The organism is Pseudomonas sp. MDT1-85 (assembly GCF_054898065.1).
On record NZ_CM142715.1, the window covers coordinates 242097 to 267961 of the forward strand.

Here is a 25865-nt window from a genome sequence, read left to right on the forward strand (position 1 = left end):
TATCAGGTTAGCAAGCGGGAGCCTTGCGGCCCCCGCTGCGGCTTACCAGGTTTGGGTGGCCTTGAACTTCTCGATACCGGCTTTCATGCCAGCGTCGATTTCGTCATTGAAGTCACCCTTCACGTTGATCTTCGCCATCAAATCGGCGTGATCGCGGTTGAAGAAAGCAATCAGCGCTTGTTCAAAGCTGCCGATCTTGGCGATTTCGACGTCAGTCAGGAACCCACGCTCAGCGGCATACAGCGACAGCGCCATGTCAGCGATCGACATTGGTGCGTATTGCTTCTGCTTCATCAGCTCGGTAACGCGCTGACCATGCTCAAGTTGCTTACGGGTCGCTTCGTCCAGGTCAGAAGCGAACTGGGCGAATGCCGCCAGTTCACGGTACTGAGCCAGAGCGGTACGGATACCACCGGAGAGCTTCTTGATGATCTTGGTCTGAGCGGCACCACCCACACGGGATACCGAAACACCGGCGTTCACAGCAGGACGGATCCCGGAGTTGAACATGGCCGATTCCAGGAAGATCTGACCGTCGGTGATGGAAATCACGTTGGTCGGAACGAACGCGGAAACGTCGCCAGCCTGGGTTTCGATGATCGGCAGTGCGGTCAGGGAACCGGTTTTGCCGGTCACTGCGCCGTTGGTGAACTTCTCTACGTACTCTTCCGAAACGCGGGATGCGCGCTCCAGCAGACGGGAGTGGAGATAGAACACGTCGCCTGGGTAAGCTTCACGGCCTGGTGGACGGCGCAGCAGCAGGGAAATCTGGCGGTAAGCCACTGCTTGCTTGGACAGATCGTCATAAACGATCAGCGCGTCTTCACCGCGGTCGCGGAAGAATTCACCCATGGTGCAACCGGAGTACGGTGCCAGGAATTGCAGCGCAGGAGATTCCGAAGCACTGGCAGCCACGATGATCGTGTTGGCCAGAGCGCCGTTTTCTTCCAGCTTGCGAACCACGTTGGCGATGGTCGATTGCTTCTGACCAATTGCTACGTAGACGCAGAAAATGCCGCTGTTTTTCTGGTTGATGATCGCGTCGATCGCCAGAGCGGTTTTACCGATCTGACGGTCACCGATGATCAGCTCACGCTGGCCACGGCCGACCGGGATCATGGCATCGACAGCCTTGTAGCCAGTCTGTACAGGCTGGTCAACCGACTTACGCCAGATCACGCCTGGAGCAACTTTCTCGACCGCGTCGGTCTGTGTGTGACCCAGTGGACCTTTGCCGTCAACAGGGTTACCCAGTGCGTCGACTACGCGACCCAGCAGTTCCTTACCAACCGGAACTTCGAGGATGCGGCCAGTGCACTTGGCGCTCATGCCTTCAGCCAGAGACTGGTAAGCGCCCAATACAACGGCACCTACAGAGTCTTGCTCGAGGTTGAGAGCCATACCGAAGACGCCGCCCGGAAACTCGATCATCTCGCCGTACATAACGTCGGCCAGACCGTGAATCCGCACGATACCGTCAGATACGCTGACGACAGTGCCTTCGTTACGGGCTTGGGAGGTCACATCGAGTTTGTCGATGCGGCCCTTGATAATTTCACTTATTTCGGAAGGATTGAGTTGCTGCATTGCTCTGCTGCCCCTTCAAACTCAAGATTTCAATGCTTCGGCAAGGTTCGCGAGTTTGCCGCGAACCGAGCCATCGATAACCAGGTCGCCGGCGCGGATGACAATGCCCCCAATCAGGGATTTGTCTTCCTCGACTTGCAGGCGCACTTCCCGGTTGAGTCGTGCACTGAGAACCTTGGCGAGTTTGTCTTGCTGTTCTTGGTTCAATGCAAAAGCACTGGTCACTTCAACGTCTACCGACTTCTCTTGTTCAGCCTTGTACAGGTCGAACAGAGCGGATATCTCCGGCAAAAGCGGGAGACGGTCGTTTTCGGCAACGACGTTAATGAAGTTCTGTGCCTTGGCATCAAACTTGTCGCCGCACACGTCAATAAACGTGGCGGCCTTGTTTGCGCTCGTCAGTCGCGGGGCCTTGAGCACGCGCTGCATGGTGTCGTCTTGCGACACTGCTGCAGCCAGGCCGAGCATGGCTGACCAAGAGGCCAGTTGCTGGTGGGCCTGGGCGTGCTCGAAGGCTGCCTTAGCGTAAGGTCGGGCCAACGTGGTCAATTCTGCCATGATCGCCCTCGCTTAAATTTCAGCAGCCAGTTTGTTTACCAGCTCCGCGTGCGCGTTTTGATCGATTGTGGCACCCAGGATCTTCTCGGCGCCGCCGACAGCCAGTGCACCCAATTGGGCACGCAGCGCGTCTTTGACACTGTTCAGTTCCTGCTCGATCTCGGCCTGAGCCTGAACCTTCACACGGTCAGCGTCGATACGGGCTTTTTCAACAGCCTCTTCAACGATCTGGTTACCGCGTTTCTTGGCTTGCTCAATGATTTCAGCTGCCTGAGCTTTCGCTTCGCGCAGTTGTTGACCCGCTTTATCTTGGGCCAACTCCAGGTCGCGAGCTGCTCGGGCGGCAGCGTCCAGTCCATCCGCGATCTTCTTCTGACGTTCGTGCAAAGCCGCGATGACCGGAGGCCATACGAACTTCATGCAAAAAAGTACAAAAATTAAGAACGCAACGGACTGGCCAATCAGGGTTGCATTAATGTTCACGCCAACACCTCGCTCGTTCGTTGCACAACACACTAATCACTCGACGATTCGAGTGATTAGCCAGCGAGTTGACCAACGAATGGGTTCGCGAAGGTGAAGAACAGAGCGATACCAACACCGATCATGGTTACGGCGTCGAGCAGACCGGCAACGATGAACATTTTAACTTGCAGCATTGGAACCATTTCTGGCTGACGCGCGGCGCCTTCCAGGAACTTGCCGCCCAACAGGCCGAAACCAATTGCGGTACCCAGTGCGCCCAGGCCGATCAACAGTGCAACAGCGATAGCGGTTAGACCAACTACAGTTTCCATCTTTCCTCCCGACTTTTACGTCGTATGGTTTAGGTTTTTTAGATTTTAAAGCGGTAAAACAAATCGTTTCATAGCCCTTTTCGGGCCCCCACCCGTGTTACCGGGTGGGACATCAGACCAGTCAAGACTGGTCTTAATGGTTCTCTTCGTGCGCCATCGACAGGTAAACGATGGTCAGCATCATGAAGATAAACGCCTGCAGGGTGATGATCAGGATGTGGAACACAGCCCACGCCCACTGCAGAACTATGCCCAGGCCGCTAAGCCAGAGCAGACCGCTGCCGAACATCACAGCAATCAGAATGAAGACCAGTTCGCCGGCATACATGTTGCCGAACAGACGCAGTGCCAACGAGATTGGCTTGGCAATCAGTGTCACGAACTCAAGCAGGAAGTTCACCGGAATCAGCAGGGCTTGAACGAAGATGTTCTTGCTGCCGAACGGGTGCAGGGTCAGTTCGCCGATGAAACCGCCGATGCCCTTGACCTTGATGCTGTAGAAAATGATCAACGCGAATACCGACAGGGCCATGCCCAGGGTAGCGTTCGGGTCAGTAGTCGATACGGCGCGGAACGGAATGTGCGGATCGCCGGAGATCAACATGGCCACTTGAGGAATCCAGTCAACCGGAATCAGGTCGACAGCGTTCATCAGGAAGACCCAGACGAAGATGGTCAGCGCCAACGGTGCAATCACCGGGCTACGGCCATGGAAGCTGTCTTTCACGCTGCCATCGACGAATTCGACCAATACTTCAACGAAGTTCTGCAAAGCACCAGGCTGACCGGAAGTCGCCTTCTTTGCCGCCATGCGGAAAAGAAGAACGAAAATCAGACCCAACGCGACCGACCAGCCGAGAGTATCGACGTGGAAAGCCCAGAAGCCCATTTCTTTGGCTTCTGCTGCGGTGTGGGCAAAACCCCACCCGCCAGTTGGGTGCTGACCGAAGGTCAGGTTCTGCAAGTGGTGCTGGATATAGCCCGAAGCGGTTGTCTCTGCCATGGTTGCCTCAAACGCCCTAAGGTCTCGAAAGTCTTGTTCTCATTAGCAGGGGAGCGAACCAGCTAACCAGTTGGGTCAGCACGAAGACGCCGAATACTGCTAACGGCGCCAATGGCTTCACACCTGCAAACGTCAATGCAAACAGCACTGCCGTCAAAATCAGTTTGCCCGCCTCGCCGGCATAAAAAGACCGGACGATGGCTTGAGCTGCTCGGGCGCCGGAAAACCGAAATGCCCTGTGAGCGAAATAAATATTGGGAAGTAAGGCTATCAGGCCTCCGCAGAGTCCTGAGTACCCGGCAACGACTCCATGCCATTGCCAGAGCGCCAAAGCGGCGATCAGCAAAACGACAAATTGAGCCATTAACACCGGAAAAACTGCCAGGCGATGGAACGGCAAGCGGTCTGGCGTGCGGTTTTCCATCTCTTTTGCTCCCCAATGGTCGGCTGCCAGAATTCAATAACCTGGCATAATTTGTGCCGACAAAATGCGCGCAGAGTATAGGGGCGGTTCTGCCCCTATTCAACTGTCAGGTAGTGATTTCCGACTTCACGCTACATGAGGAATTGTTTCAGCGGATGTGTGCGAGTACACCTTGAAGCTCATCAAGAGAGTTATAGCCAATCACCAACTGCCCCTTACCCTTCTTTCCGTGGCGGATCTGCACCGCAGAGCCTAGGCGCTCGGCCAGGCGCTGCTCCAGTCGGGCGATATCCGGGTCCGGTTTTGCCGGTTCCACAGGCTCCGGTTTGCCACTCAACCACTGGCGAACCAGTGCTTCAGTCTGGCGCACAGTCAGCCCCCGTGCGACAACGTGTCGCGCCCCTTCAACTTGTTGATTTTCCGGCAAACCGAGCAAGGCACGGGCATGACCCATTTCCAGGTCGCCGTGAGACAGCATGGTTTTGATGACTTCCGGCAGCGCAATCAGACGCAACAGGTTGGCGACGGTGACGCGGGACTTACCCACAGCCTCGGCCACTTGTTGCTGCGTCAGCTTGAATTCCTGCTGCAAACGCTGCAAGGCCACCGCTTCTTCGATCGGATTGAGGTCTTCGCGCTGGATGTTCTCGATCAGCGCCATGGCGATGGCGGTTTCATCCGGCACATCGCGAACCATCGCCGGGATGGTTTCCTGGCCAGCCTGCTGGCTGGCACGCCAGCGGCGTTCGCCGGCGATGATTTCGAAGCGCCCGCTGCCGATCGGGCGAACCACGATCGGCTGCATCACGCCCTGGGCCTTGATCGACTGCGCCAGCTCTTCCAGTGCTTGAGGATCCATGTCCCGACGCGGCTGGTACTTGCCACGCTGGATCAGGTCCAGGGGCAGGTGCTGCAGCTCACGCTGATCGGCTTGTACCGCTTGCTCTTCCAGCGAGCTGACAGTCGGACCACTCAGCAGTGCATCCAGTCCACGTCCGAGACCTCGTTTCTTGACGGCCATGGGGATTCCTTAAGTTGCCTGAGCAGCGGCGATGCGTGAGTTTTTGCGCTGACGGCGAACCATCTCGCCCGCCAATGCCAGATAAGCAATCGCGCCCCGCGATGATTTGTCGTAGGCCAGCGCCGGCATGCCATAGCTTGGCGCTTCGGCCAGACGGATGTTGCGCGGAATCACGGTGTCGTAGAGCTGTTCGCCGAAGTGTTCCTTGAGCTGCGCCGATACGTCGTTCATCAGGCTCAGGCGCGGGTCGTACATGGTCCGCAACAGGCCTTCGACTTTCAGGTTCGGGTTCAGCAGTTCGGCAATGCGCTTGATGTTATCCACAAGGTCGCTCAACCCTTCGAGCGCGAAGTACTCGCACTGCATGGGGATAATTACCCCATCGGCGGCAACCAGCGCGTTGAGCGTCAACATCGAAAGCGACGGTGGGCAATCGATCAAAATGTAATCGTAGTTTTCACGGATCGGTGCCAACGCACTGCGCAGCCGACTTTCCTTCATCTGCATTTCCAGCAGAACGACTTCGGCCGCGGTCAGGTCGCGGTTGGCCGGCAGCAACTGATAACCGCCGTGCTCGGAATAGTGCATGGCCTGGGCTAGATCGCATTCACCGATCAGCAGGTCGTAGACCGAGTTTTCCAGGCCGTGTTTATCCACACCGCTACCCATGGTGGCGTTGCCCTGTGGATCGAGATCGATCAACAGCACCCGACGCTTGGTAGCGACCAGGGAAGCTGCGAGGTTGATGCAGGTGGTGGTCTTGCCCACACCACCCTTTTGGTTCGCTATCGCGAATACCTTAGCCATTCTTGCTTGTGTTCCCAATCATGCCGTGCGGCGCAGTATCAGCAGATGGCGTTGGCCTTGGCAACCGGGTACGGCCAGGGCGTGTTCGCTATCGAGGTGGAAGTCTGCCGGCAATGCTACCAGCTCATCAGCGGGATGAACGCCCTTCATTGCCAGCCAACGTGTTTGGGTGTCGCCCAAATGGCGAGTCCAGTTGCTGAAGTTCTCCATGCTGCTGAACGCACGGGAAATGATCCCGTTGAATGGCAGTTCAGGCTGGAAGGCTTCAACGCGACTGTGGATAACTTGCAGGTTATCCAGTTTGAGTTCGAGTCTGACTTGGGTCAGGAAGCGGGTTTTCTTGCCGTTGCTGTCCAGGCAGGTCACTTGCGACTCGGGAAACAGGATCGCCAGGGGAATCCCCGGCATGCCGCCGCCACTGCCCACATCCAGCCAACGGCCGTTTTCGATGAAGGACATAACGCTCAGGCTGTCGAGCAAATGCCGTGAAACCATTTCGTCCGGATCACGCACTGCCGTGAGGTTGTAGGCCTTGTTCCATTTTATCAACAGGGCCAGATAACCCAGCAGCTGTGCATGCTGGGCTTCCGTCAGGTTGACACCGAGCTGGCGAGCACCTGTGGATAACTCTTCGGCGTGTTGCGAGGTGACCAACGAACTCAAGCGCTTTGCTCCAACTGACGGCCCGCGCCGCGTTTTTTCAAATGAATCATCAACAGCGAAATCGCTGCCGGGGTCACGCCCGGAATACGCGACGCCTGGCCCAGGGTCTCTGGACGGGTCGCGCCGAGCTTGCTCTGGATCTCTTTCGAGAGACCGGAGATGTTCGTGTAATCGATATCCACAGGCAGTTTGGTGTCTTCGCTGGCCCGCAAGCGCGCGATCTCATCTTGTTGACGATCGATGTAGCCGGCATATTTGGTTTTGATTTCGACCTGTTCGGCGACCTGTGGATCTTCTGCGCCCCCACCGGTCACGGCGATCAGACCAGCGTAGTCGATTTCCGGACGGCTCAGCAGGTTGAGCAAATTGTATTCGTGGGTCAGCGGTGTACCGAACTTCTCGGAAATCGCATCGCCCTGCTCGGTGCCCGGACGAACCCAGGTACTTTTCAGGCGTTGCTCTTCCAGATCGATGCTTTCGCGTTTCTTGCAGAACGCTGCCCAACGCACGTCATCCACCAGACCCAATTCGCGACCTTTTTCGGTCAAACGCAGGTCTGCGTTGTCTTCGCGCAGGATCAAACGGTATTCGGCGCGGGACGTGAACATCCGATACGGTTCCTGGGTACCCAGGGTAATCAGGTCGTCGACCAAAACGCCGATGTACGCCTCGTCGCGACGCGGGCACCAGGCATCTTTGCCCTGAGCACGCAGTGCGGCGTTGGCTCCGGCCAGCAAACCCTGGGCGCCGGCTTCTTCGTACCCAGTGGTGCCGTTGATTTGCCCGGCGAAGAACAGACCGCCGATCACTTTGGTTTCCAGGCTGTATTTCAGGTCACGCGGGTCGAAGTAGTCGTACTCGATAGCGTAGCCCGGGCGAACGATGTGCGCGTTTTCCATGCCGCGGATCGATTGCACGATCTGCAGTTGCACGTCGAACGGCAAGGAAGTGGATATCCCGTTCGGGTACAGCTCGTGGGTGGTCAGACCTTCCGGCTCGATGAAGACCTGGTGGCTTTCCTTGTCGGCAAAGCGGTGGATCTTGTCTTCGATCGATGGGCAATAACGCGGGCCGATGCCTTCGATCACGCCGGAATACATCGGCGAACGATCAAGGTTCGAAGCAATGATTTCGTGGGTACGGGCGTTGGTGTGGGTAATCCAGCAGCTGACCTGTTTCGGATGCTGCTCTTTGGAGCCCATGAACGACATCACCGGAATCGGCGTATCCCCTGCCTGCTCGGTCATCACCGAAAAATCCACAGTGCGACCGTCGATACGCGGCGGTGTACCGGTTTTCAGGCGACCGACCCGCAATGGCAGTTCACGCAGGCGATGAGCCAGCGCAATTGACGGCGGATCACCGGCGCGACCGCCGGAATAATTCTGCATGCCGATGTGGATAAGTCCACCGAGGAAGGTACCGGTGGTCAACACCACGGAATCTGCGAAGAAACGCAGGCCCATTTGGGTGACAACACCGCGCACTTGTTCCTGCTCGACTATCAGGTCGTCGGCGGCTTGTTGAAATATCCACAGGTTCGGCTGGTTTTCCAGAGCTTCGCGGACAGCGGCCTTGTACAGAACCCGATCTGCCTGAGCGCGGGTTGCACGCACGGCGGGGCCTTTGCGGCTGTTCAATACGCGAAACTGAATACCGCCTTTATCGGTAGCCATGGCCATCGCGCCGCCCAGGGCATCGATTTCTTTAACCAAATGGCTTTTGCCGATCCCGCCAATGGCGGGGTTGCAACTCATGGCACCGAGGGTTTCCACGTTATGCGTCAGCAACAGGGTTTTTGCCCCCATACGTGCTGACGCCAGTGCTGCCTCGGTACCGGCATGACCGCCGCCGATGACGATCACTTCAAAACGGGAAGGGAAATCCACCACGCACCTCGTGCCTGCTTCAGTCAGGTAATCCGGAAATAGTTTGAGCTCAGGTTTTTGGACCTGGTCGGCAAGTATAGGGACTTCGCCCTTCCTAAAGAACCCTTTGCACAAAATTTAACCAGCTGTGGAGAAGTCGAGGTTATAGAAATTAAAAAGAGAGAAATTTATTAAATCTTTGTTTTTATGTTTATTTCTACTGAGCCACCTTTCTGTGGATAGATTGATACAGCCCTTTATATTCAATATGTACAGAGATTCAAAACCCTGTGGTCATGTGCCAACGAGGCCCTTGGATAACCGGTTTAAGCCTGTGGATGAAAGGGATGGTTATCCACAGAGCGGGTTATCTTCAGTTTTCAGGCCTTGTTATCAACTGCCCTTAGCGGCACTTATTCACAGGGCTTAATCCACAGAAAAGCCGTCGAATGAGCAAATCCCGGGCAAGGGAAATCCGCTCAAGCGAAGAATCTGCTCGGCACTGGGGAAAAAATTTCAGAAAAGGAGAGAGCAGACAGGCCCGAATGGCCTGTCTGTGGACAGCGAAAGGGACTATTTACCGATACAGAAGCTGGAAAAGATCCTTCCCAGCAGATCATCGGAGCTGAATGCGCCGGTGATTTCGCCTAAAGACTGCTGTGCCTGCCGCAAATCTTCGGCCAGCAGTTCACCGGCACCCGCTAACGTCAGCTGCGCACGGCCATGCTCGAGGGATGCACTCGCATGACGCAGTGCCTCCAGGTGGCGCCTGCGAGCACTGAAGCTGCTTTCGGAAGTCTGTTCGTAACCCATGCAGGCCTTGAGGTGCTCACGCAGCAATTCCAGGCCTTCGCCGGCAGACCTCGCACTGAGGCTGATAGTAACGTGGCCATCGTTGCTGACTTCCAGGGCAATCGCTTCGCCCGTCAGGTCAGCCTTGTTACGGATCAGCGTAACTTTTGCTGGATCCGGACGGGTTTCGAGGAATTCAGGCCACAAGGCAAAGGGATCAAGGGCCTCGGGAGCTGTGGCATCGACCACCAGTAATACCCGATCGGCCTCGCCGATGGCTTTCAACGCCCGTTCGACGCCAATTTTTTCCACCTGATCATCGGTATCGCGCAGGCCGGCAGTGTCGACCACGTGCAACGGCATGCCATCAATGTGGATATGTTCGCGAAGAATGTCCCGGGTAGTGCCGGCAATCTCGGTCACGATCGCGGCTTCACGTCCGGCCAAGGCGTTCAGCAGGCTGGACTTGCCGGCATTCGGCCGGCCGGCGATGACCACGGTCATACCGTCCCGGAGCAAGGCCCCTTGCCCGGCTTCACGCAGCACTGTGGATAATTCATCGCGCACTTTGTCGAGCATGCTCAGGACATGGCCATCGGCGAGGAAGTCGATTTCTTCTTCGGGGAAGTCGATGGCTGCTTCGACATAAATGCGCAGGCCTATCAGTTGCTCGGTGAGGTTATGCACACGCTGGGAAAACGCACCCTGCAACGAACGCAGGGCATTTCGTGCCGCCTGTGCAGAACTTGCCTCGATCAAGTCGGCAATGGCTTCGGCCTGAGCCAGATCGAGCTTGTCGTTGAGGAAGGCGCGCTCGCTGAATTCACCCGGCCGGGCCAGACGACAGCCCAGTTCCAGGCAACGCTTGAGCAGCATATCCAGAACGATTGGCCCGCCATGGCCCTGCAGTTCGAGCACATCTTCGCCGGTAAACGAGTTCGGTCCCGGGAAATATAAGGCGATGCCTTCGTCCAGCACCTCTTCGTTTGCACTGAGGAACGGGCCGTAATGGGCAAACCGCGGTTTCAGTTCGCGACCGCTGATGGCTTTGGCCGCCAGACTCGCCAGCGGCCCGGAAATACGGACGATGCCCACACCGCCGCGACCTTGAGCGGTGGCGACGGCAGCGATGGTTTCACGAGGAGCGCTCATAAACCGGTATCCAGACAAAAGTGACAGATAGCAAAACGCCCCACTAGGGGGCGTTTTGAGTGGTTATCCACAGAGTAAGTTACGCCTCGGCTTTTTTGGTAGCCGCTTCGATCTTACGCGTGATGTACCACTGTTGGGCGATCGACAAAACGTTGTTCACAACCCAATACAGCACCAGACCTGCAGGGAACCACAAGAAGAAGAAGGTGAAGATGATTGGCATCATTTTCATGACCTTCGCCTGCATCGGATCCGGAGGAGTCGGGTTCAACTGCTGCTGGATGAACATGGTTACGCCCATGATGATCGGCAGAATGAAGAACGGATCCTTGATCGACAGGTCAGTAATCCACAGCATGAACGGCGCCTGGCGCATTTCCACGCTTTCCAGCAGAACCCAGTACAGCGAAAGGAAAACCGGCATCTGCACCAGGATTGGCAAGCAGCCACCCAGTGGATTGATCTTCTCTTTCTTGTACAGCTCCATCATGGCTTGCGACATTTTCTGCCGGTCGTCGCCATGTTGCTCTTTCAGCGCGGCCAGTTTCGGTGCCACTGCACGCATGCGCGCCATGGATTTGTAGCTGGCAGCCGACAGCGGGAAGAAAATCCCCTTGATCAGCATGGTCAGAAAGATGATCGACCAGCCCCAGTTACCGACCAGCGCGTGGATATGTTGCAGCAACCAGAATATTGGCTGGGCAATGAACCACAGAATGCCGTAGTCGACGGTCAATTCCAGACCTGGGGACAACTCTTTCAGCACAGCCTGGCTTTTCGGACCGGCGTACAGAACGGCGCTGGTTTCGGCTTTTGCACCTGGCGCGACAGTCATTGCCGGGGCGGTGTAGCCGATGATGTAGTTGCCTTTACTGTCTTTACGGGTCTGGACGATGTTGTTTTCGCCCTTGACCGGAATCCATGCAGTCACGAAGTAGTGCTGCAACCAGGCAACCCAACCACCGGTGACGGTTTCTTTCAGCTGAGCCTTGTCCATGTCGCTCATCGACACTTTCTTGTACGGCTCGTTACTTGTCCACAGGGCGGCGCCCAGGTAAGTCGCGGTGCCGGTGGCAGTGCTGGAAGAAGGATCGGAGCTGGCGTCACGCTTCAATTGCGCGAACATTGCACCGGACCAGGGCTGAGCGCTCTGGTTATCGATCAGGTAGGAAACGGTTACGTCATACAGGCCACGTTTCAGCGTGAAACGTTTGATGTAGTTGACGCCGTCCTTGCTGAACTTCAGGTCCGCGACCAATTGGTCTTGACCGTCAGCCAGTTGATAAATCTTCTTCTCGGAGGAGTAAACCGGACGACCGGCAGGACTTGCGTCCGGACCGTTGGTGCCGATCAGGCCACTCTGAGCCAGATAAGTCCGCTCGTTGCCGTTATCAAACAGCTGGAATGGAATTTCCGGATGATCCTGGCGACGTGGATACAGCGGCAACGTCAACTGGGCAACATCACCACCTTGTGGATCGATTGCCAGGTTGAGCACATCCGTTTTGATCTGGATGAGGTCTTTGCTTGCAGCTACTGGTGTTTCAGCAGGTGCAGTTGCACTGGTATCGCTTGCGGCGCGTGGAATGTCGTCACTGACAGAAGCATTATTGCCAGTCGCCGAATCCGGTAGGCCCGGTGCGGTAGTACTGGAAGCAACATTCTGAGTCGGCAGGGCAGCCTGGCCATAGTCCTGGTTCCATTTAAGGACCATAACGTAGGACACGATTGCCAGGGCGACGATCAGGATCGTGCGTTTGATATCCATGATTACTCGGCCATCGAAGAAGAACGGGAGGTAGGGATAGATGGAACCGGGTCATAACCACCGGGATTCCACGGATGACAGCGACCTAAACGACGAAAGGTCAGCCAGCCACCGCGCAGAAGGCCATGATTTTCTATGGCTTCATACGCGTAGCAGGAACAACTGGGGTAGAAACGACAGTGACTGGCCATCAGGGGACTGATGGCATAGCGATAAAACTGGATCGGAACGAGTGCCAGTTTACGCATCGGGACTGTCTACCCCTACAGTTTCGGTTTTGACTGCTGGTACCGGCTTGCTGCGTGCCAGACGTTTCCAGAGTTTGTCGAAATGCTGAATCAATTCGGGGCTTTCTACGTCACCCAAACCTTTGCGCGCGACGATAACAATGTCCCAACCGACCAGTAAATCCTGGTTCAGGCGAAACGATTCGCGCATCAGACGTTTGAGGCGATTGCGCTCGACGGAGAGCTTTACGCTCTTTTTCCCGATAACCAACCCGAGACGGGGGTGATCAAGATCGTTATTGCGCGCAAGGAGCAGGAGATTTTTCCCCGGAACCTTGCCGGTAGGGGAGTCAAAGACTGCCTTGAAATGCCGGGGAGTAAGCAGACGCTTTTCCCGACTGAAGTCCTGACTCACCTCCAGTGCCGGATTATCAAACTGCCAGACGCGCACGACCTTTGGCGCGACGACGCGACAGGACGGCACGACCGTTCTTGGTAGCCATGCGAGCACGGAAACCGTGGGTACGAGCGCGTTTGATAGTGCTTGGTTGGAAAGTACGTTTCATTGTCGTGTTACCTGGTTCGTCCACAACGGGCCGGAATGGCCCCCGTTTTAAGAGACCGGGGATTCTAGAGAAAGCAAGCCTCTAGGTCAATTTCCAACCAGCGTTTCCTTATAAATAGATCTCCAGACGATTTGCTCGTCGAAGGTCGTTCGCTAGATATAGAAATAAAGAAGGGAATTATTTAAAGCTTTTCTGTAAAGCTTATAAAAGCTAGGGACGCGTTCATCTGTGGATAACTACCTTTAGCCCTTCTAAACCGTGGTGTACAGAGAATGACAACTACGGTGGAAAACGGTGGTCAGCCTGTGCTGCGCTGTCGGATAAGCTGTGTGTGGAAAGGCCAGTTATCCACAGGCAGGTTATCCACCGAGTTTTGCCCCCACTTGTCCAGTGCCCTCATGGGCGGTTATCCACAGAGCTTATGCACATACCGTTGGTCTTTTTTTCGAGGGTTAACGCATTGATAAATCATGTCCTGTGCGCAACCTGCATGTGGATAAGTGGACGACTGGTCGCTACAATGACCGCTTGTTTTTGCCTCACCGGCTTTCAACTTAGGGGATATCCGTGTCAGTGGAACTTTGGCAGCAGTGCGTAGAGCTTTTGCGCGATGAGCTGCCTGCCCAACAATTCAACACTTGGATCCGTCCACTACAGGTCGAAGCCGAAGGCGACGAGCTGCGTGTCTACGCGCCGAACCGTTTTGTTCTCGACTGGGTCAATGAAAAGTACCTGGGTCGCGTCCTTGAACTGCTGGATGAGCATGGCAATGGCCTGGCGCCGGCGCTTTCCTTATTAATAGGCAGCAAACGCAGTTCGGCACCGCGTGCGGCACCTAATGCCCCATTGGCCGCCGCGGCGTCCCAGGCTCAGGCCGCTCAAGCGCCTGTCAGCGCTCCGGCGCCGGCCCCGGCAGCTGCATCGACCAAACGTGCGACACAAAAGGTTGCTGAAGTCAGTGAAGAGCCGTCCCGCGACAGCTTCGATCCAATGGCCGGCGCCAGTTCTCAACAGGCCCCGGTTCGTTCCGAACAGCGCACGGTGCAGGTCGAAGGCGGGCTCAAGCACACCAGCTACCTGAACCGCACCTTTACCTTCGAGAACTTCGTCGAAGGCAAGTCCAACCAACTGGCCCGGGCTGCGGCCTGGCAGGTGGCGGACAATCCCAAGCACGGTTACAACCCGCTCTTCCTTTATGGCGGTGTCGGCTTGGGTAAAACCCACTTGATGCACGCTGTGGGTAACCACCTATTAAAGAAGAATCCGAATGCCAAGGTCGTTTACCTGCATTCGGAGCGGTTCGTGGCCGACATGGTCAAGGCCCTGCAGCTGAACGCCATCAACGAATTCAAGCGCTTCTACCGTTCGGTGGATGCGTTGCTGATCGATGACATTCAGTTCTTCGCCCGTAAAGAACGTTCCCAGGAAGAGTTTTTCCACACCTTCAACGCCCTGCTTGAAGGTGGCCAGCAGGTCATTCTCACCAGTGACCGCTACCCGAAAGAAATCGAAGGCCTTGAAGAGCGCCTAAAATCCCGCTTCGGCTGGGGCCTGACGGTAGCCGTCGAGCCGCCGGAGCTGGAAACCCGCGTGGCGATCCTGATGAAAAAGGCCGACCAGGCCAAAGTCGATCTGCCCCATGACGCGGCGTTCTTCATTGCCCAGCGTATTCGCTCCAACGTCCGTGAGTTGGAAGGCGCGCTGAAACGCGTGATCGCCCACTCGCACTTCATGGGCCGCGACATCACCATCGAGCTGATTCGCGAATCCCTGAAAGACTTGTTGGCGCTGCAAGACAAACTGGTCTCTGTGGATAACATTCAGCGCACGGTCGCCGAGTACTACAAGATCAAGATCTCCGACCTGCTGTCCAAGCGTCGTTCACGCTCGGTAGCACGTCCGCGTCAGGTTGCAATGGCGTTGTCCAAAGAGTTGACTAACCACAGCCTGCCGGAAATCGGCGATGTGTTTGGCGGCCGGGACCACACGACTGTTTTGCACGCCTGCCGCAAGATCAACGAACTTAAGGAATCCGACGCGGACATCCGCGAGGACTACAAGAACCTGCTGCGTACACTGACCACTTGATGAACACCAGCGCAGCTTATTAAGGCAAGGGACTAGACCATGCATTTCACCATTCAACGCGAAGCCCTGTTGAAACCCCTGCAACTAGTCGCAGGCGTCGTCGAGCGCCGACAGACCTTGCCGGTGCTCTCCAACGTGCTGCTGGTTGTCGAAGGCCAGCAACTGTCGCTGACCGGTACCGACCTGGAAGTCGAGCTGGTCGGTCGTGTACAACTCGAAGAGCCTGCCGATCCAGGTTCCATCACTGTGCCTGCGCGCAAGTTGATGGACATCTGCAAGAGCTTGCCGAACGATGCGCTGATCGACATCAAGGTCGACGAGCAGAAGCTCGTGGTGAAGGCCGGCCGTAGCCGCTTCACCCTGTCGACCCTGCCGGCCACTGACTTCCCGACGGTGGAAGAAGGCCCAGGCTCGCTGACCTGCAGCCTTGAGCAAAGCAAACTGCGTCGTTTGATCGAGCGCACCAGCTTCGCCATGGCGCAGCAGGACGTTCGTTACTACCTCAACGGCATGCTGCTGGAAGTTTCGGCCGGGATCATTCGCGCCGTAGCCACCGACGGTCACCGTCTGGCCATGTGTTCGATGCAGGCCGATATCGGTCAGCCGGACCGTCATCAGGTGATAGTGCCGCGCAAAGGTATTCTGGAACTGGCGCGTCTGCTGACCGAACCCGACGGCAACGTCAGCATCGTGCTGGGCCAGCATCACATCCGCGCCACCACTGGCGAGTTCACCTTCACCTCGAAACTGGTCGACGGCAAATTCCCTGACTACGAGCGTGTTCTGCCTAAAGGCGGCGACAAGCTGGTACTCGGCGATCGCCAGGCACTGCGTGAAGCGTTCAGCCGTACCGCGATTCTGTCCAACGAGAAGTACCGTGGCATCCGTCTACAACTGGCCAATGGTCAGCTGAAGATCCAGGCAAACAACCCGGAGCAGGAGGAAGCGGAGGAAGAAGTGGGTGTTGAGTACAACGGCGGTTCTCTGGAAATCGGCTTCAACGTGAGCTATCTGCTCGACGTACTGGGCGTGATGACCACCGAGCAGGTTCGCTTGATCCTGTCCGACTCCAACAGCAGTGCGCTGGTGCAAGAGTCCGACAACGACGACTCGGCCTACGTTGTCATGCCGATGCGTCTGTAATCATGTTCAGCAGAACCTAGATGTCCTTAAGTCGCGTCTCGGTCACCGCGGTGCGCAATTTGCACCCGGTGACCTTCTCCCCCTCCCCCCGAATCAACATTCTTTACGGCGCCAACGGCAGCGGCAAAACCAGTGTTCTGGAAGCCATTTATCTGCTGGGGCTTGCCCGTTCGTTTCGTAGCAGCCGTCTGTTACCCGTCATTCAATACGAGCAATTGGCGTGCACGGTATTTGGCCAGGTCGAATTGGCTGAGGGTGGGCACAGCGCGTTGGGGATATCTCGCGACCGCCAGGGTGAGTTCCAAATTCGCATCGACGGTCAGAACGCCCGAAGCGCAGCGCAACTGGCAGAGATCCTGCCGCTGCAGCTGATCAACCCGGACAGTTTCCGCCTGCTGGAAGGTGCGCCGAAGATTCGCCGACAGTTTCTCGACTGGGGTGTGTTCCACGTGGAACCCCGATTCATGTCCACGTGGCAGCGCTTGCAGAAGGCCTTGCGCCAGCGAAACTCTTGGCTGCGACATGGTACACTTGACGCCGTTTCGCAAGCGGTTTGGGACAGGGAACTGTGCCAGGCCAGCGCTGAAATAGATGAATACCGCCGCGCTTACATCAAAGCCTTGAAACCAGTCTTTGAACAGACCTTGAGCGAACTGGTTGAGCTTGAGGGCTTAACGCTCAGCTATTACCGAGGCTGGGACAAAGACCGGGAATTGAGTGCAGTGCTCGCCGGATCCCTTCAGCGGGATCAGCAAATGGGTCATACCCAGGCCGGACCACAACGCGCTGATTTGCGTCTTAGATTGGGCGCACATAACGCCGCGGACATCTTGTCTCGCGGTCAGCAGAAGTTAGTGGTCTGCGCATTGCGGATCGCCCAAGGGCACTTGGTTAGCCAGGCCCGTCGCGGCCAGTGTATTTATCTGGTGGATGACCTGCCGTCCGAACTGGATGAGCACCACCGTCGCGCGCTTTGCCGCTTGCTGGAAGACTTACGCTGCCAGGTTTTTATCACCTGTGTAGATCACGAATTATTGAGGGAAGGCTGGCAGACGGAAACGCCAGTCGCTCTGTTCCACGTGGAACAGGGCCGTATCACCCAGACCCACGACCATCGGGAGTGAAGGCATTGAGCGAAGAAAATACGTACGACTCAACGAGCATTAAAGTGCTGAAAGGCCTGGATGCCGTACGCAAACGTCCCGGTATGTACATTGGTGACACCGACGATGGCAGTGGTCTGCACCACATGGTGTTCGAGGTGGTCGATAACTCGATCGACGAAGCTTTGGCCGGCCATTGCGACGACATCAGCATCATCATCCACCCGGACGAATCCATCACCGTTCGCGACAACGGTCGTGGCATCCCGGTAGACGTGCACAAAGAAGAAGGCGTCTCGGCAGCCGAGGTCATCATGACCGTGCTGCACGCCGGCGGCAAGTTCGACGACAACTCCTACAAAGTATCCGGCGGCCTGCACGGTGTAGGCGTTTCGGTTGTGAACGCCCTGTCCGAGGAGCTTGTTCTGACGGTGCGCCGCAGTGGCAAGATCTGGGAACAGACCTACATCCACGGTGTTCCGAAAGAGCCGATGAAAATCGTTGGCGAGAGCGAAACCACCGGCACCCAGATTCACTTCAAACCGTCCGATCTGACTTTCAAGAACATCCACTTCAGCTGGGACATCCTGGCCAAGCGGATTCGTGAGCTGTCCTTCCTCAACTCCGGTGTCGGCATCGTCCTCAAGGATGAGCGTAGCGGCAAGGAAGAGTTGTTCAAATACGAAGGTGGTCTGCGTGCGTTCGTTGAATACCTGAACACCAACAAGACTCCGGTCAACCAGGTGTTCCACTTCAATATCCAGCGTGAAGACGGCATCGGCGTTGAAATCGCCCTCCAGTGGAACGACAGCTTCAACGAGAACCTGTTGTGCTTCACCAACAACATTCCACAGCGCGATGGCGGTACTCACCTGGTGGGTTTCCGTTCCGCACTGACGCGTAACCTGAACACCTACATCGAAGCTGAAGGTCTGGCGAAGAAGCACAAAGTTGCCACCACTGGTGACGATGCCCGTGAAGGCCTGACCGCGATCATTTCGGTAAAAGTGCCGGATCCGAAGTTCAGCTCCCAGACCAAAGACAAGCTGGTGTCCTCCGAAGTGAAGACCGCGGTCGAACAGGAAATGGGCAAGTACTTCTCTGACTTCCTGCTGGAGAACCCGAACGAAGCCAAACTGGTCGTCGGCAAGATGATCGACGCGGCGCGTGCGCGTGAAGCGGCACGTAAGGCTCGTGAGATGACCCGCCGTAAAGGCGCGCTGGACATCGCCGGCCTGCCGGGCAAACTGGCTGACTGTCAGGAAAAAGACCCTGCCCTCTCCGAACTGTACCTCGTGGAAGGTGACTCTGCTGGCGGCTCCGCCAAGCAGGGACGCAACCGTCGCACTCAGGCCATCCTGCCGCTCAAGGGCAAGATCCTGAACGTCGAGAAGGCACGCTTCGACAAGATGATCTCTTCGCAAGAAGTGGGCACCTTGATCACCGCGCTGGGCTGCGGCATTGGCCGCGACGAGTACAACATCGACAAGCTGCGTTATCACAACATCATCATCATGACCGATGCTGACGTCGACGGTTCGCACATCCGTACCCTGTTGCTGACCTTCTTCTTCCGTCAGTTGCCGGAGTTGATCGAGCGCGGTTACATCTACATCGCTCAGCCGCCGCTGTACAAGGTCAAGAAAGGCAAGCAAGAGCAATACATCAAAGACGACGACGCCATGGAAGAGTACATGACGCAGTCGGCCCTGGAAGATGCGAGCCTGCACCTGAACGAAGAAGCCCCGGGTATCTCCGGCGAAGCGCTTGAGCGTCTGGTGAATGACTTCCGTCTGGTAATGAAGACCCTCAAGCGTCTGTCGCGCCTGTACCCGCAGGAACTGACCGAGCACTTCATCTACCTGCCAGCGGTGAGCATGGAGCAACTGTCGGATCACGCAGCGATGCAGGATTGGATGGCTCAGTTCGAAGTTCGCCTGCGCACCGTCGAGAAATCCGGCCTGGTTTACAAAGCCAGCCTGCGTGAAGACCGTGAACGCAACGTCTGGCTGCCAGAGGTCGAACTGATCTCCCACGGCCTGTCGAACTACATCACCTTCAATCGCGATTTCTTCGGCAGTAACGATTACAAGACTGTTGTGTCGTTGGGCGCTCAATTGAGCACCTTGCTGGACGACGGCGCGTACATCCAGCGCGGCGAGCGCAAGAAGCCGGTCACCGAATTCAAGGAAGCACTTGAATGGCTGATGGCTGAAAGCACCAAGCGTCACACCATCCAGCGATACAAGGGGCTGGGCGAAATGAACCCGGATCAGCTGTGGGAAACCACCATGGACCCAAGCCAGCGTCGGATGCTCAAAGTGACCATCGAAGACGCCATTGGCGCAGACCAGATCTTCAACACCCTGATGGGTGATGCGGTCGAACCTCGTCGTGACTTCATCGAAAGCAACGCCTTGGCGGTTTCCAACCTGGACTTCTGATCCGGTGTAGGTTCACAAAATAGTTGATCATTTTCCCAAATAGATGAATCGACGGACTCAAGCATAAAAAAGGCCAATTCTCTGAATTGGCCTTTTTTATGAGCTCGGAATTTGGTCCTGCCCTTCTGCAATGTCAACCAGTTGGGTCTCTGCTAGTTTGAGCGCGGTTGCTGCACAGTTCTGCCAAATCTTTTCCAGTGGGCGCAGGTCAGATTCGACCAACACCTTTTGGCACCATTGATAATGGTCATGCCAGGAACCTAAAGCCGATTGCAGCGCTTTGACAGAACTAGCAGCTTTACGCGAGAGCGGTCAGCAAAGGGAAAACCCCTTAACTGGACGACATTGCAGATGAACATACCCGGGCCCTACCAGCTTTTTTCGCTTCATAGAGTTGCTTGTCCGCAGCCTCTATCAACGTGTGGAATTCATGGTCGTCAGTGGGCGTCAATGTGGCGACGCCTAGAGAAAGAGTTACCACACGAGCTACATCAGATGCAGAATGCTCGATACCCAGCGCCCGGATATGCTCTTGCATTTTTTCTGCAAGTTGGACCGCTCCGCAAAGACCTGTATTGGGTAGAATGCAGGCAAACTCTTCGCCACCATACCGAGCGACCAGGTCGTAGGGGCGCCTAACCGTTTCAGACAACGCTTGGGCAACAGATTTCAAGCAGCCATCTCCAGCCTGGTGCCCATATTGGTCGTTGTAGCGTTTGAAAAAGTCAACATCCACCATGATGAGCGACAGCGGCTTTTGCTCTCGAAAGCACTGGCGCCAATCCGCCAATATGTCCTCATCGAATTTGCGTCGATTAGCCACTCCAGTAAGGCCATCCATTAATGCCATGGAACGCAGCAGATCGTTCTGTAGTTTCAGGGTCAGGTGTGTTCGCACACGGGCTCTAACAATGATTGGATTGATGGGCTTGCTGATGAAGTCCACCGCGCCAAGTTCCAGGCCTAGTACCTCATCCGACTCCTGCTGCTGTGCGGTGATGAAGATGATGGGGATGTCCTGGGTCGCAGGGTCAGCCTTGAGTCGACGGCATACTTCATGCCCGTCCACGCCCTCCATAACCACGTCCAGCAGAATCAGATCGGGTAGTTGGGTCTGGCATACCGTGATCGCCTGCTCACCGCTGGTCGCCATGAACACATCACAGTCCTCACGAAACAACTCATGGAGTACCCGGATATTAATCGGTTGGTCGTCGACAATGAGGAGTTTGGGACGGTTATGGGGATGTGGTAACCAGGTTTGCATCGATTGTTCCATCAGGCAGATCTCAACAGTTCACGACCAATCGGCATCGCAGCGGAAAAGTCTAGCGACTGCACCATGACAACCAGTTCGTCGAACTGTGGGCGCAGGGATTGCGGCGTTTTTGACGCCAATGCGTCTGCCAGCTCTATGGCTTGAAGGTTGCCCGCTTCCAGCAACAGCAAAATCTCCTCAAGGGATTCTCGCCATTGCGTGAGCGCCATCAATTCGGAGTCAACACAGACCTTTGCGCTTGGGCTCTGACCAAAGTAGACATTCATCTGCTCAAGGCTTTGTTGCAGTAATCTGCTCAACTCATCAAACCATGTTGCGTCAGCAAAGATGCGCGCTACAGACCCTGCATCTGCGGATTGTAGTTTTTGCTCCAGATCGCCGGCCAGTAGCGACATCGTCTTGGCACCCATGGTGCCGCTGCTACCTTTAATGGAATGGAGCACGAAAGCTGCCCCCGATGCGTCTCGCCGCTGGATCTGATCGTGCAACCGGCCAAGCAGTTTTTCTAGCTCGGGGCCAAAGTTACGCAGCACGTTGCGGATCAAATCGAAGTCGCCACCAAAGCGACTAATGATCGATGCACGCGACTCGATCACGCCTTCTCCTGTATTGGTTTGGCCAGAGCCTGGAGATGCCTGGCGATCCTCAAGGCCCACTTGAAAAAGCAATGTTGCCACGAGTTGTTCCAGATCTATGGGCTTGCCGACATGCTCATTCATCCCCGCAGCAAGACAGGCCTCACGGTCGGTATTGGACGCATTCGCGGTCATCGCCACAATCGGCAGCGATGCAAAGCGTGGATTCGATCGAATGCGGCGGGTCGCCTCCAAGCCATCAATATCCGGCATCTGGATATCCATCAACACGACGTCGAAGGGCACACTCTCAGCCATCACCCTGCTCACCCCTTCCAGCCCACCTTCAGCAAGCGTCACTCGAGCGCCTTCCCCTGTCAGTAACTCATCGGCAACCTGTCGATTAAGCATGTTGTCTTCCACCACCAATAGCCGCAGCCCGGCCAGGCGCTGCGGCCTGTCAATAGCTGACTTGGACGGGAGTGACTGCGCAAGGCCTTTGCCGTTGAGTGCTCGCTGAACAGCGTCAACTAACTGCTTGGGAGTGACAGGCTTGGTGAGAAAGCCCACGAAGGGAGCGTCTCCCATCTCGCTTGCGTCGGCCAACACTTCACGGCCGTAAGCGGTAATCATAATGACCAGTGGAGGAGGTACGCCGTTGCCCTGCTGATGGATCAATTGCGCAGCGCTCAGCCCATCCATATCGGACATCCGCCAGTCCATCAGTACCACGTCGTAGGCTTCGCCTCTCGCTTGGGCGTTTTTCACCCATTCCACTGCTTGCGTGCCACCACTCACGTGGTCGGCCTCCCACCCTAATGCATGAACGGTTCGCAACAGCAATTCACCCGCCATGGCGTTGTCGTCGACTACCAGTATCCGTATGGACACATCGACTCCAGGGCTGTCAAAACTCAGCAGCGAATTCGGCGCTACATCCAGGGTGATATCGAACCAGAAGCGACTTCCCATACCCTGCTGGCTCTCCACCTGAAGTTCACCGCCCATCAAGCTGACCAACCGCTTACAGATCACCAAGCCCAGGCCGGTGCCACCAAAGCGGCGGGTGGTTGAAGCCTCGGCCTGAGTGAATCCTTCAAAAATGCGTTGAAGTTGCTCCGGGCTGATTCCGATACCGGTGTCAGAAACGGCGATGCGCAATCTCACAGAGTTTTTCGTGCGCACCAATTGCTCGACGCTGACCACGATCTGGCCTTCCAGGGTGAACTTGAGGGCGTTACCCGCCAGGTTGATCAGCACCTGTAGCAGCCGCAAGCTATCGCCTATCAGGTCGTTGGGTAGATTGGAGTCCAGGTCGAACATGACCTCGACTTCTTTCTGACCCTGGTTGCCCGCCAGCACAACGGAGAGGTCACGCATGAGCGATTCGAGTTCGAATGGGTGCACATCGAGTTGTAGCTTGCCGGCTTCAATCTTGGAGTAATCAAGGATGTCATTGAGCAAGCCCAGCAGTGATTTCGCAGCGGACTGTGCTTTTGTCACATAGTCGAGTTGACGACTATTCAGGTCAGTGTTCTGCACTAACTGCAACATGCCCAGCACGGCGTTCATCGGCGTGCGTATTTCGTGGCTCATGTTGGCCAAGAAGGCAGACTTGGCCGCACTCGCGGTATCGGCCTGTTCCTTGGCGTACAGCAGATGTGACTCCAACTCGCGCTGGGAGGTTATGTCCCGATTGATACCCGTCACACGCAAAGCCGCACCGCTCGGACTACGTTCGACCTGCGCGCCTGCCTGTATGAAGCGGATCTGGCCGTCCGGGCGAACGACACGGAAAATGGTGTCGTACACACCACTCCCCTCGACTGCGGCACTCAGCTTTTCAGCTGCTGCCACTGCATCGTCGGGGTGAATACGCGAATACCAATGCTGATAACCCAGACCATTATTGCGCAACGTCAGTGGCTGACCGTAGAACTCGAACATGCGATCATTCCACTGCAAGGCATTGTCCGCCAACGTCCAGGACCAGACGCCCAGTTCGGCTACTTCAGCAGCCATCAGCAACTGATCATGAATCGCCATCAGTTCGCTACGTTGTTTCTGTGTCGTCTCCAGGCTCGCAGCCAGCTCCCTCTCCGCCGCTTTACGTTCGGTGATGTCCACCGCGATGCCCAGGTAGCCGCTCAATTTCCCGTCGTCATCACGCATCGAGGTGACCACCAGCGTGACAGGAAACCGCGAGCCGTCCTTACGTATGTAAGTCCACTCCCGGGTTTCTGCACCTTCAAGCTCAGGTTTATGGGTAAACACACGGAAACCATCGATTGTCTGAGCGTACTCCTCACTCAGTTCAACGCTACGAGCAGCGAGTTCCTCTGGCACATGTATCGATTCAGGTGTGTGCTGCCCCAGCAACTCATCGGCGTGATAGCCCAACAAATGCTCGGCACCTTTGTTGAACACACGGATAACGCCTTCGAGATCCGTCGCAATGATCGAAACCTCAGTGGCCGAGCGCAGCACGCTGCCTAACAATAGGTTGAGACGCCGCAACTCGGAAGTTCGCTGCGCAACCTGCTCCTCTAGGTTTGAATTGAGTTCAAGAATTCGGGCCTCCGCTACTTTTTTCGCCGAGATATCCCTTAGCGTCTTGGAGACTCCAATGACGCGACCACCCTCTCCATAAATGGGTGAGATGCTGGTGGAGGTATCGATCAGCCGGCCATCCTTACGGCGGCGCTGGGTATCAAAGCCAGTGATACTCTCCCCGGTCCTTATGCGCGCAAGGATATGGGCTTCCTCAGCTACAAACTCCTCAGGAATAACCAGACTGACCAGCGTCTGGCCCACAGCCTCCTCGGCGGTATAGCCAAAAAGGTGCTCGGCACCTTTGTTCCAGTTGGTGACGATGCCATCGGGTGTTTGTCCAATAATGCCATCGGCCGAGCTTTCGACGATGGCTGCCAGCCTTGCCTGTTCGGCCAATATCTGCCGCCGGCGTTGACGACTGACACTCACGACACCCGCCAGAGTAGCCAGTAGAAGAGTGAGCAGACCACCCATCAACAGGACGACTGTTGGTGAAACCTGATGCAGGCGCTGGATGAACAACGGGTGCGCGCCGAGTTCGATTTGCCATCGCCTCCCGTACACCTCGCGCTCCAACTGATGGGTCATCAGCGTTTCACGGCTGGCCGAATCGTCGGTGCTTTCATAAAACAGCTTCTCTTGCCCTGGGACGGTGATATCCCTCAGCCGCAGATGCACCGCTTCATTTTCTATGCGCAGGCCCTGAAGTACCTGCTCTGTCTGCAACACGACATAGCTCCAGCCAAACGCTGCTGTCTCTCGGTCAACAGCGGTCGCCGGAGTCTCTCCGCCGCGAAAGATGGGCATCAACACCAGGAAAGACTGCTGCGGTTTCGCGGTGCTCTGCAGCAGAGTGATGGGGCCGGTAATCCGTGCCATCCCGCTTTGTATCGAGGATTGGGCAGCCTCTCGCCGCGCTGTTTCCGACGCTATGTCCAAGCCAATTGCAGCCTGGTTACCCTCAGCCGGTTCGACATACTGGACAACGTAACGCTCACCTGAATGGGGTGAGAATTGACGAATGGAGAAATCGGCTTTGCCATCGGCCCGAGCGTATTTGAGAAACTCGCGTTCATCGCGCTCCGATACTCGCCTGATAAAGCCCAAAGCACTTGCGCCGGGGAACTCGGCAGCAAGGTCGCGCGTTTGGTGATATTGGTCAAAAACGTCGCGACTGATGCCATGTTCACCCGCTGTCAGCACCGCTCCACGAGCGCCACGCAATCCGTATTGGTAAAGATCGAGGCGAGTTAAAACCAACTCTGCGGCTTCCTCGGTGGCCGCGGCGATCGCGTCTTGAGCCTGCTGCTCGTTGATGCGTTCGAGGATCCAGCCACCCAGGATGCTTACCCCTAACCCCACCACCAGAGTGATAGCTACTCCCCAGCTCAATGCAAAAAATTTATGTTTTCTCACCCGCATTGTCCCATTGCAGAAGACCTTCAAG

Annotated in this window: 21 protein-coding genes; 4 read left to right on the plus strand and 17 right to left on the minus strand. The window is 56.2% G+C overall.

Annotated features, from left to right (window positions below):
- Positions 1-42 precede the first annotated feature (42 nt).
- From atpA to rpmH, 15 genes are all read right to left on the minus strand, one after another.
- Positions 43-1587 (minus strand): F0F1 ATP synthase subunit alpha, encoded by a 1545-nt coding sequence (gene atpA / locus ACYZT2_RS01140; protein WP_461969421.1) that lies wholly within the window; start codon positions 1585-1587, stop codon positions 43-45.
- Positions 1588-1608: 21 nt separating this feature from the next.
- Positions 1609-2145, minus strand: a complete 537-nt coding sequence (locus ACYZT2_RS01145) for a F0F1 ATP synthase subunit delta (RefSeq protein ID WP_007903030.1) — start codon at positions 2143-2145, stop codon at positions 1609-1611.
- Positions 2146-2157: 12 nt separating this feature from the next.
- Entirely contained in the window at positions 2158-2628 is a 471-nt protein-coding gene (locus tag ACYZT2_RS01150; protein WP_007903028.1) for a F0F1 ATP synthase subunit B, read from the minus strand.
- A 56-nt stretch (positions 2629-2684) separates the two neighbouring features.
- Complete coding sequence (gene atpE / locus ACYZT2_RS01155; RefSeq protein WP_002555987.1) at positions 2685-2942, minus strand: F0F1 ATP synthase subunit C; 258 nt, start codon at positions 2940-2942, stop codon at positions 2685-2687.
- Positions 2943-3075: 133 nt separating this feature from the next.
- Positions 3076-3945 (minus strand): F0F1 ATP synthase subunit A, encoded by an 870-nt coding sequence (atpB, locus tag ACYZT2_RS01160; protein WP_030132556.1) that lies wholly within the window; start codon positions 3943-3945, stop codon positions 3076-3078.
- A 16-nt stretch (positions 3946-3961) separates the two neighbouring features.
- Positions 3962-4369 (minus strand): F0F1 ATP synthase subunit I, encoded by a 408-nt coding sequence (locus tag ACYZT2_RS01165; RefSeq protein ID WP_007903021.1) that lies wholly within the window; start codon positions 4367-4369, stop codon positions 3962-3964.
- Between the two features lie 148 nt (positions 4370-4517).
- Positions 4518-5390 (minus strand): ParB/RepB/Spo0J family partition protein, encoded by an 873-nt coding sequence (locus tag ACYZT2_RS01170; RefSeq protein ID WP_461969424.1) that lies wholly within the window; start codon positions 5388-5390, stop codon positions 4518-4520.
- Between the two features lie 9 nt (positions 5391-5399).
- Positions 5400-6197, minus strand: a complete 798-nt coding sequence (locus ACYZT2_RS01175) for a ParA family protein (RefSeq protein WP_460144013.1) — start codon at positions 6195-6197, stop codon at positions 5400-5402.
- 18 nt (positions 6198-6215) lie between these two features.
- Positions 6216-6860, minus strand: a complete 645-nt coding sequence (gene rsmG, locus ACYZT2_RS01180) for a 16S rRNA (guanine(527)-N(7))-methyltransferase RsmG (RefSeq protein ID WP_461969426.1) — start codon at positions 6858-6860, stop codon at positions 6216-6218.
- Positions 6857-8749 (minus strand): tRNA uridine-5-carboxymethylaminomethyl(34) synthesis enzyme MnmG, encoded by a 1893-nt coding sequence (mnmG, locus tag ACYZT2_RS01185; protein WP_008007892.1) that lies wholly within the window; start codon positions 8747-8749, stop codon positions 6857-6859. Before mnmG ends, rsmG begins: the two co-directional genes overlap by 4 nt.
- 552 nt (positions 8750-9301) lie before the next feature.
- Entirely contained in the window at positions 9302-10672 is a 1371-nt protein-coding gene (gene mnmE, locus ACYZT2_RS01190; protein WP_461969429.1) for a tRNA uridine-5-carboxymethylaminomethyl(34) synthesis GTPase MnmE, read from the minus strand.
- Positions 10673-10751: 79 nt separating this feature from the next.
- Positions 10752-12440 (minus strand): membrane protein insertase YidC, encoded by a 1689-nt coding sequence (yidC, locus tag ACYZT2_RS01195; protein ID WP_461969431.1) that lies wholly within the window; start codon positions 12438-12440, stop codon positions 10752-10754.
- Positions 12441-12442: 2 nt separating this feature from the next.
- The gene (gene yidD / locus ACYZT2_RS01200; RefSeq protein ID WP_052966011.1) at positions 12443-12688 is read right to left on the minus strand and encodes a membrane protein insertion efficiency factor YidD; all 246 of its coding nucleotides are present in this window, start codon (positions 12686-12688) and stop codon (positions 12443-12445) included.
- Positions 12681-13082 carry a ribonuclease P protein component gene (gene rnpA / locus ACYZT2_RS01205; RefSeq protein ID WP_038983561.1) on the minus strand — a complete coding sequence of 134 codons (402 nt, stop codon included), beginning with the start codon at positions 13080-13082 and terminating at the stop codon, positions 12681-12683. Before rnpA ends, yidD begins: the two co-directional genes overlap by 8 nt.
- 16 nt (positions 13083-13098) lie before the next feature.
- Positions 13099-13233 (minus strand): 50S ribosomal protein L34, encoded by a 135-nt coding sequence (gene rpmH / locus ACYZT2_RS01210; protein WP_003213577.1) that lies wholly within the window; start codon positions 13231-13233, stop codon positions 13099-13101.
- Between the two features lie 567 nt (positions 13234-13800).
- On the opposite strand from rpmH, the gene dnaA reads away from it, so the two are divergent.
- The 4 genes from dnaA to gyrB are packed head-to-tail and all read left to right on the plus strand — an operon-like array spanning position 13801 to position 20011.
- Positions 13801-15321 (plus strand): chromosomal replication initiator protein DnaA, encoded by a 1521-nt coding sequence (gene dnaA, locus ACYZT2_RS01215; protein WP_461969434.1) that lies wholly within the window; start codon positions 13801-13803, stop codon positions 15319-15321.
- Between the two features lie 39 nt (positions 15322-15360).
- Positions 15361-16464 carry a DNA polymerase III subunit beta gene (gene dnaN / locus ACYZT2_RS01220; protein ID WP_461969436.1) on the plus strand — a complete coding sequence of 368 codons (1104 nt, stop codon included), beginning with the start codon at positions 15361-15363 and terminating at the stop codon, positions 16462-16464.
- Positions 16465-16484: 20 nt separating this feature from the next.
- On the plus strand, positions 16485-17588 hold the full coding sequence (gene recF, locus ACYZT2_RS01225; protein WP_461969438.1) for a DNA replication/repair protein RecF: 1104 nt from the start codon (positions 16485-16487) through the stop codon (positions 17586-17588).
- Positions 17589-17593: 5 nt separating this feature from the next.
- Positions 17594-20011: a DNA topoisomerase (ATP-hydrolyzing) subunit B gene (gyrB, locus tag ACYZT2_RS01230; RefSeq protein ID WP_461969440.1), complete on the plus strand. Its 2418-nt coding sequence runs from the start codon at positions 17594-17596 to the stop codon at positions 20009-20011.
- Positions 20012-20342: 331 nt separating this feature from the next.
- Here the strand turns inward: gyrB and ACYZT2_RS01235 are convergent, their stop codons facing one another.
- Positions 20343-21290, minus strand: a complete 948-nt coding sequence (locus ACYZT2_RS01235; RefSeq protein WP_461969442.1) for a diguanylate cyclase — start codon at positions 21288-21290, stop codon at positions 20343-20345.
- Positions 21290-25840: a PAS domain-containing hybrid sensor histidine kinase/response regulator gene (locus ACYZT2_RS01240; protein ID WP_461969444.1), complete on the minus strand. Its 4551-nt coding sequence runs from the start codon at positions 25838-25840 to the stop codon at positions 21290-21292. The genes ACYZT2_RS01235 and ACYZT2_RS01240 overlap by 1 nt, the downstream gene beginning before the upstream one ends.
- Positions 25841-25865 lie beyond the last annotated feature (25 nt).

Bases quoted from the DNA above. Each gene is read 5' to 3' on its own strand.
- atpA (WP_461969421.1), bottom strand. From the start codon at position 1,587: ATGCAGCAACTCAATCCTTCCGAAATAAGTGAAATTATCAAGGGCCGC.
- yidC (WP_461969431.1), bottom strand. From the start codon at position 12,440: ATGGATATCAAACGCACGATCCTGATCGTCGCCCTGGCAATCGTGTCC.
- atpE (WP_002555987.1), bottom strand. From the start codon at position 2,942: ATGGAAACTGTAGTTGGTCTAACCGCTATCGCTGTTGCACTGTTGATC.
- ACYZT2_RS01145 (WP_007903030.1), bottom strand. From the start codon at position 2,145: ATGGCAGAATTGACCACGTTGGCCCGACCTTACGCTAAGGCAGCCTTC.
- mnmE (WP_461969429.1), bottom strand. From the start codon at position 10,672: ATGAGCGCTCCTCGTGAAACCATCGCTGCCGTCGCCACCGCTCAAGGT.
- dnaN (WP_461969436.1), top strand. From the start codon at position 15,361: ATGCATTTCACCATTCAACGCGAAGCCCTGTTGAAACCCCTGCAACTA.
- ACYZT2_RS01165 (WP_007903021.1), bottom strand. From the start codon at position 4,369: ATGGAAAACCGCACGCCAGACCGCTTGCCGTTCCATCGCCTGGCAGTT.
- ACYZT2_RS01240 (WP_461969444.1), bottom strand. From the start codon at position 25,840: ATGCGGGTGAGAAAACATAAATTTTTTGCATTGAGCTGGGGAGTAGCT.
- yidD (WP_052966011.1), bottom strand. From the start codon at position 12,688: ATGCGTAAACTGGCACTCGTTCCGATCCAGTTTTATCGCTATGCCATC.
- ACYZT2_RS01170 (WP_461969424.1), bottom strand. From the start codon at position 5,390: ATGGCCGTCAAGAAACGAGGTCTCGGACGTGGACTGGATGCACTGCTG.
- atpB (WP_030132556.1), bottom strand. From the start codon at position 3,945: ATGGCAGAGACAACCGCTTCGGGCTATATCCAGCACCACTTGCAGAAC.
- recF (WP_461969438.1), top strand. From the start codon at position 16,485: ATGTCCTTAAGTCGCGTCTCGGTCACCGCGGTGCGCAATTTGCACCCG.
- ACYZT2_RS01235 (WP_461969442.1), bottom strand. From the start codon at position 21,290: ATGGAACAATCGATGCAAACCTGGTTACCACATCCCCATAACCGTCCC.
- ACYZT2_RS01175 (WP_460144013.1), bottom strand. From the start codon at position 6,197: ATGGCTAAGGTATTCGCGATAGCGAACCAAAAGGGTGGTGTGGGCAAG.
- rpmH (WP_003213577.1), bottom strand. From the start codon at position 13,233: ATGAAACGTACTTTCCAACCAAGCACTATCAAACGCGCTCGTACCCAC.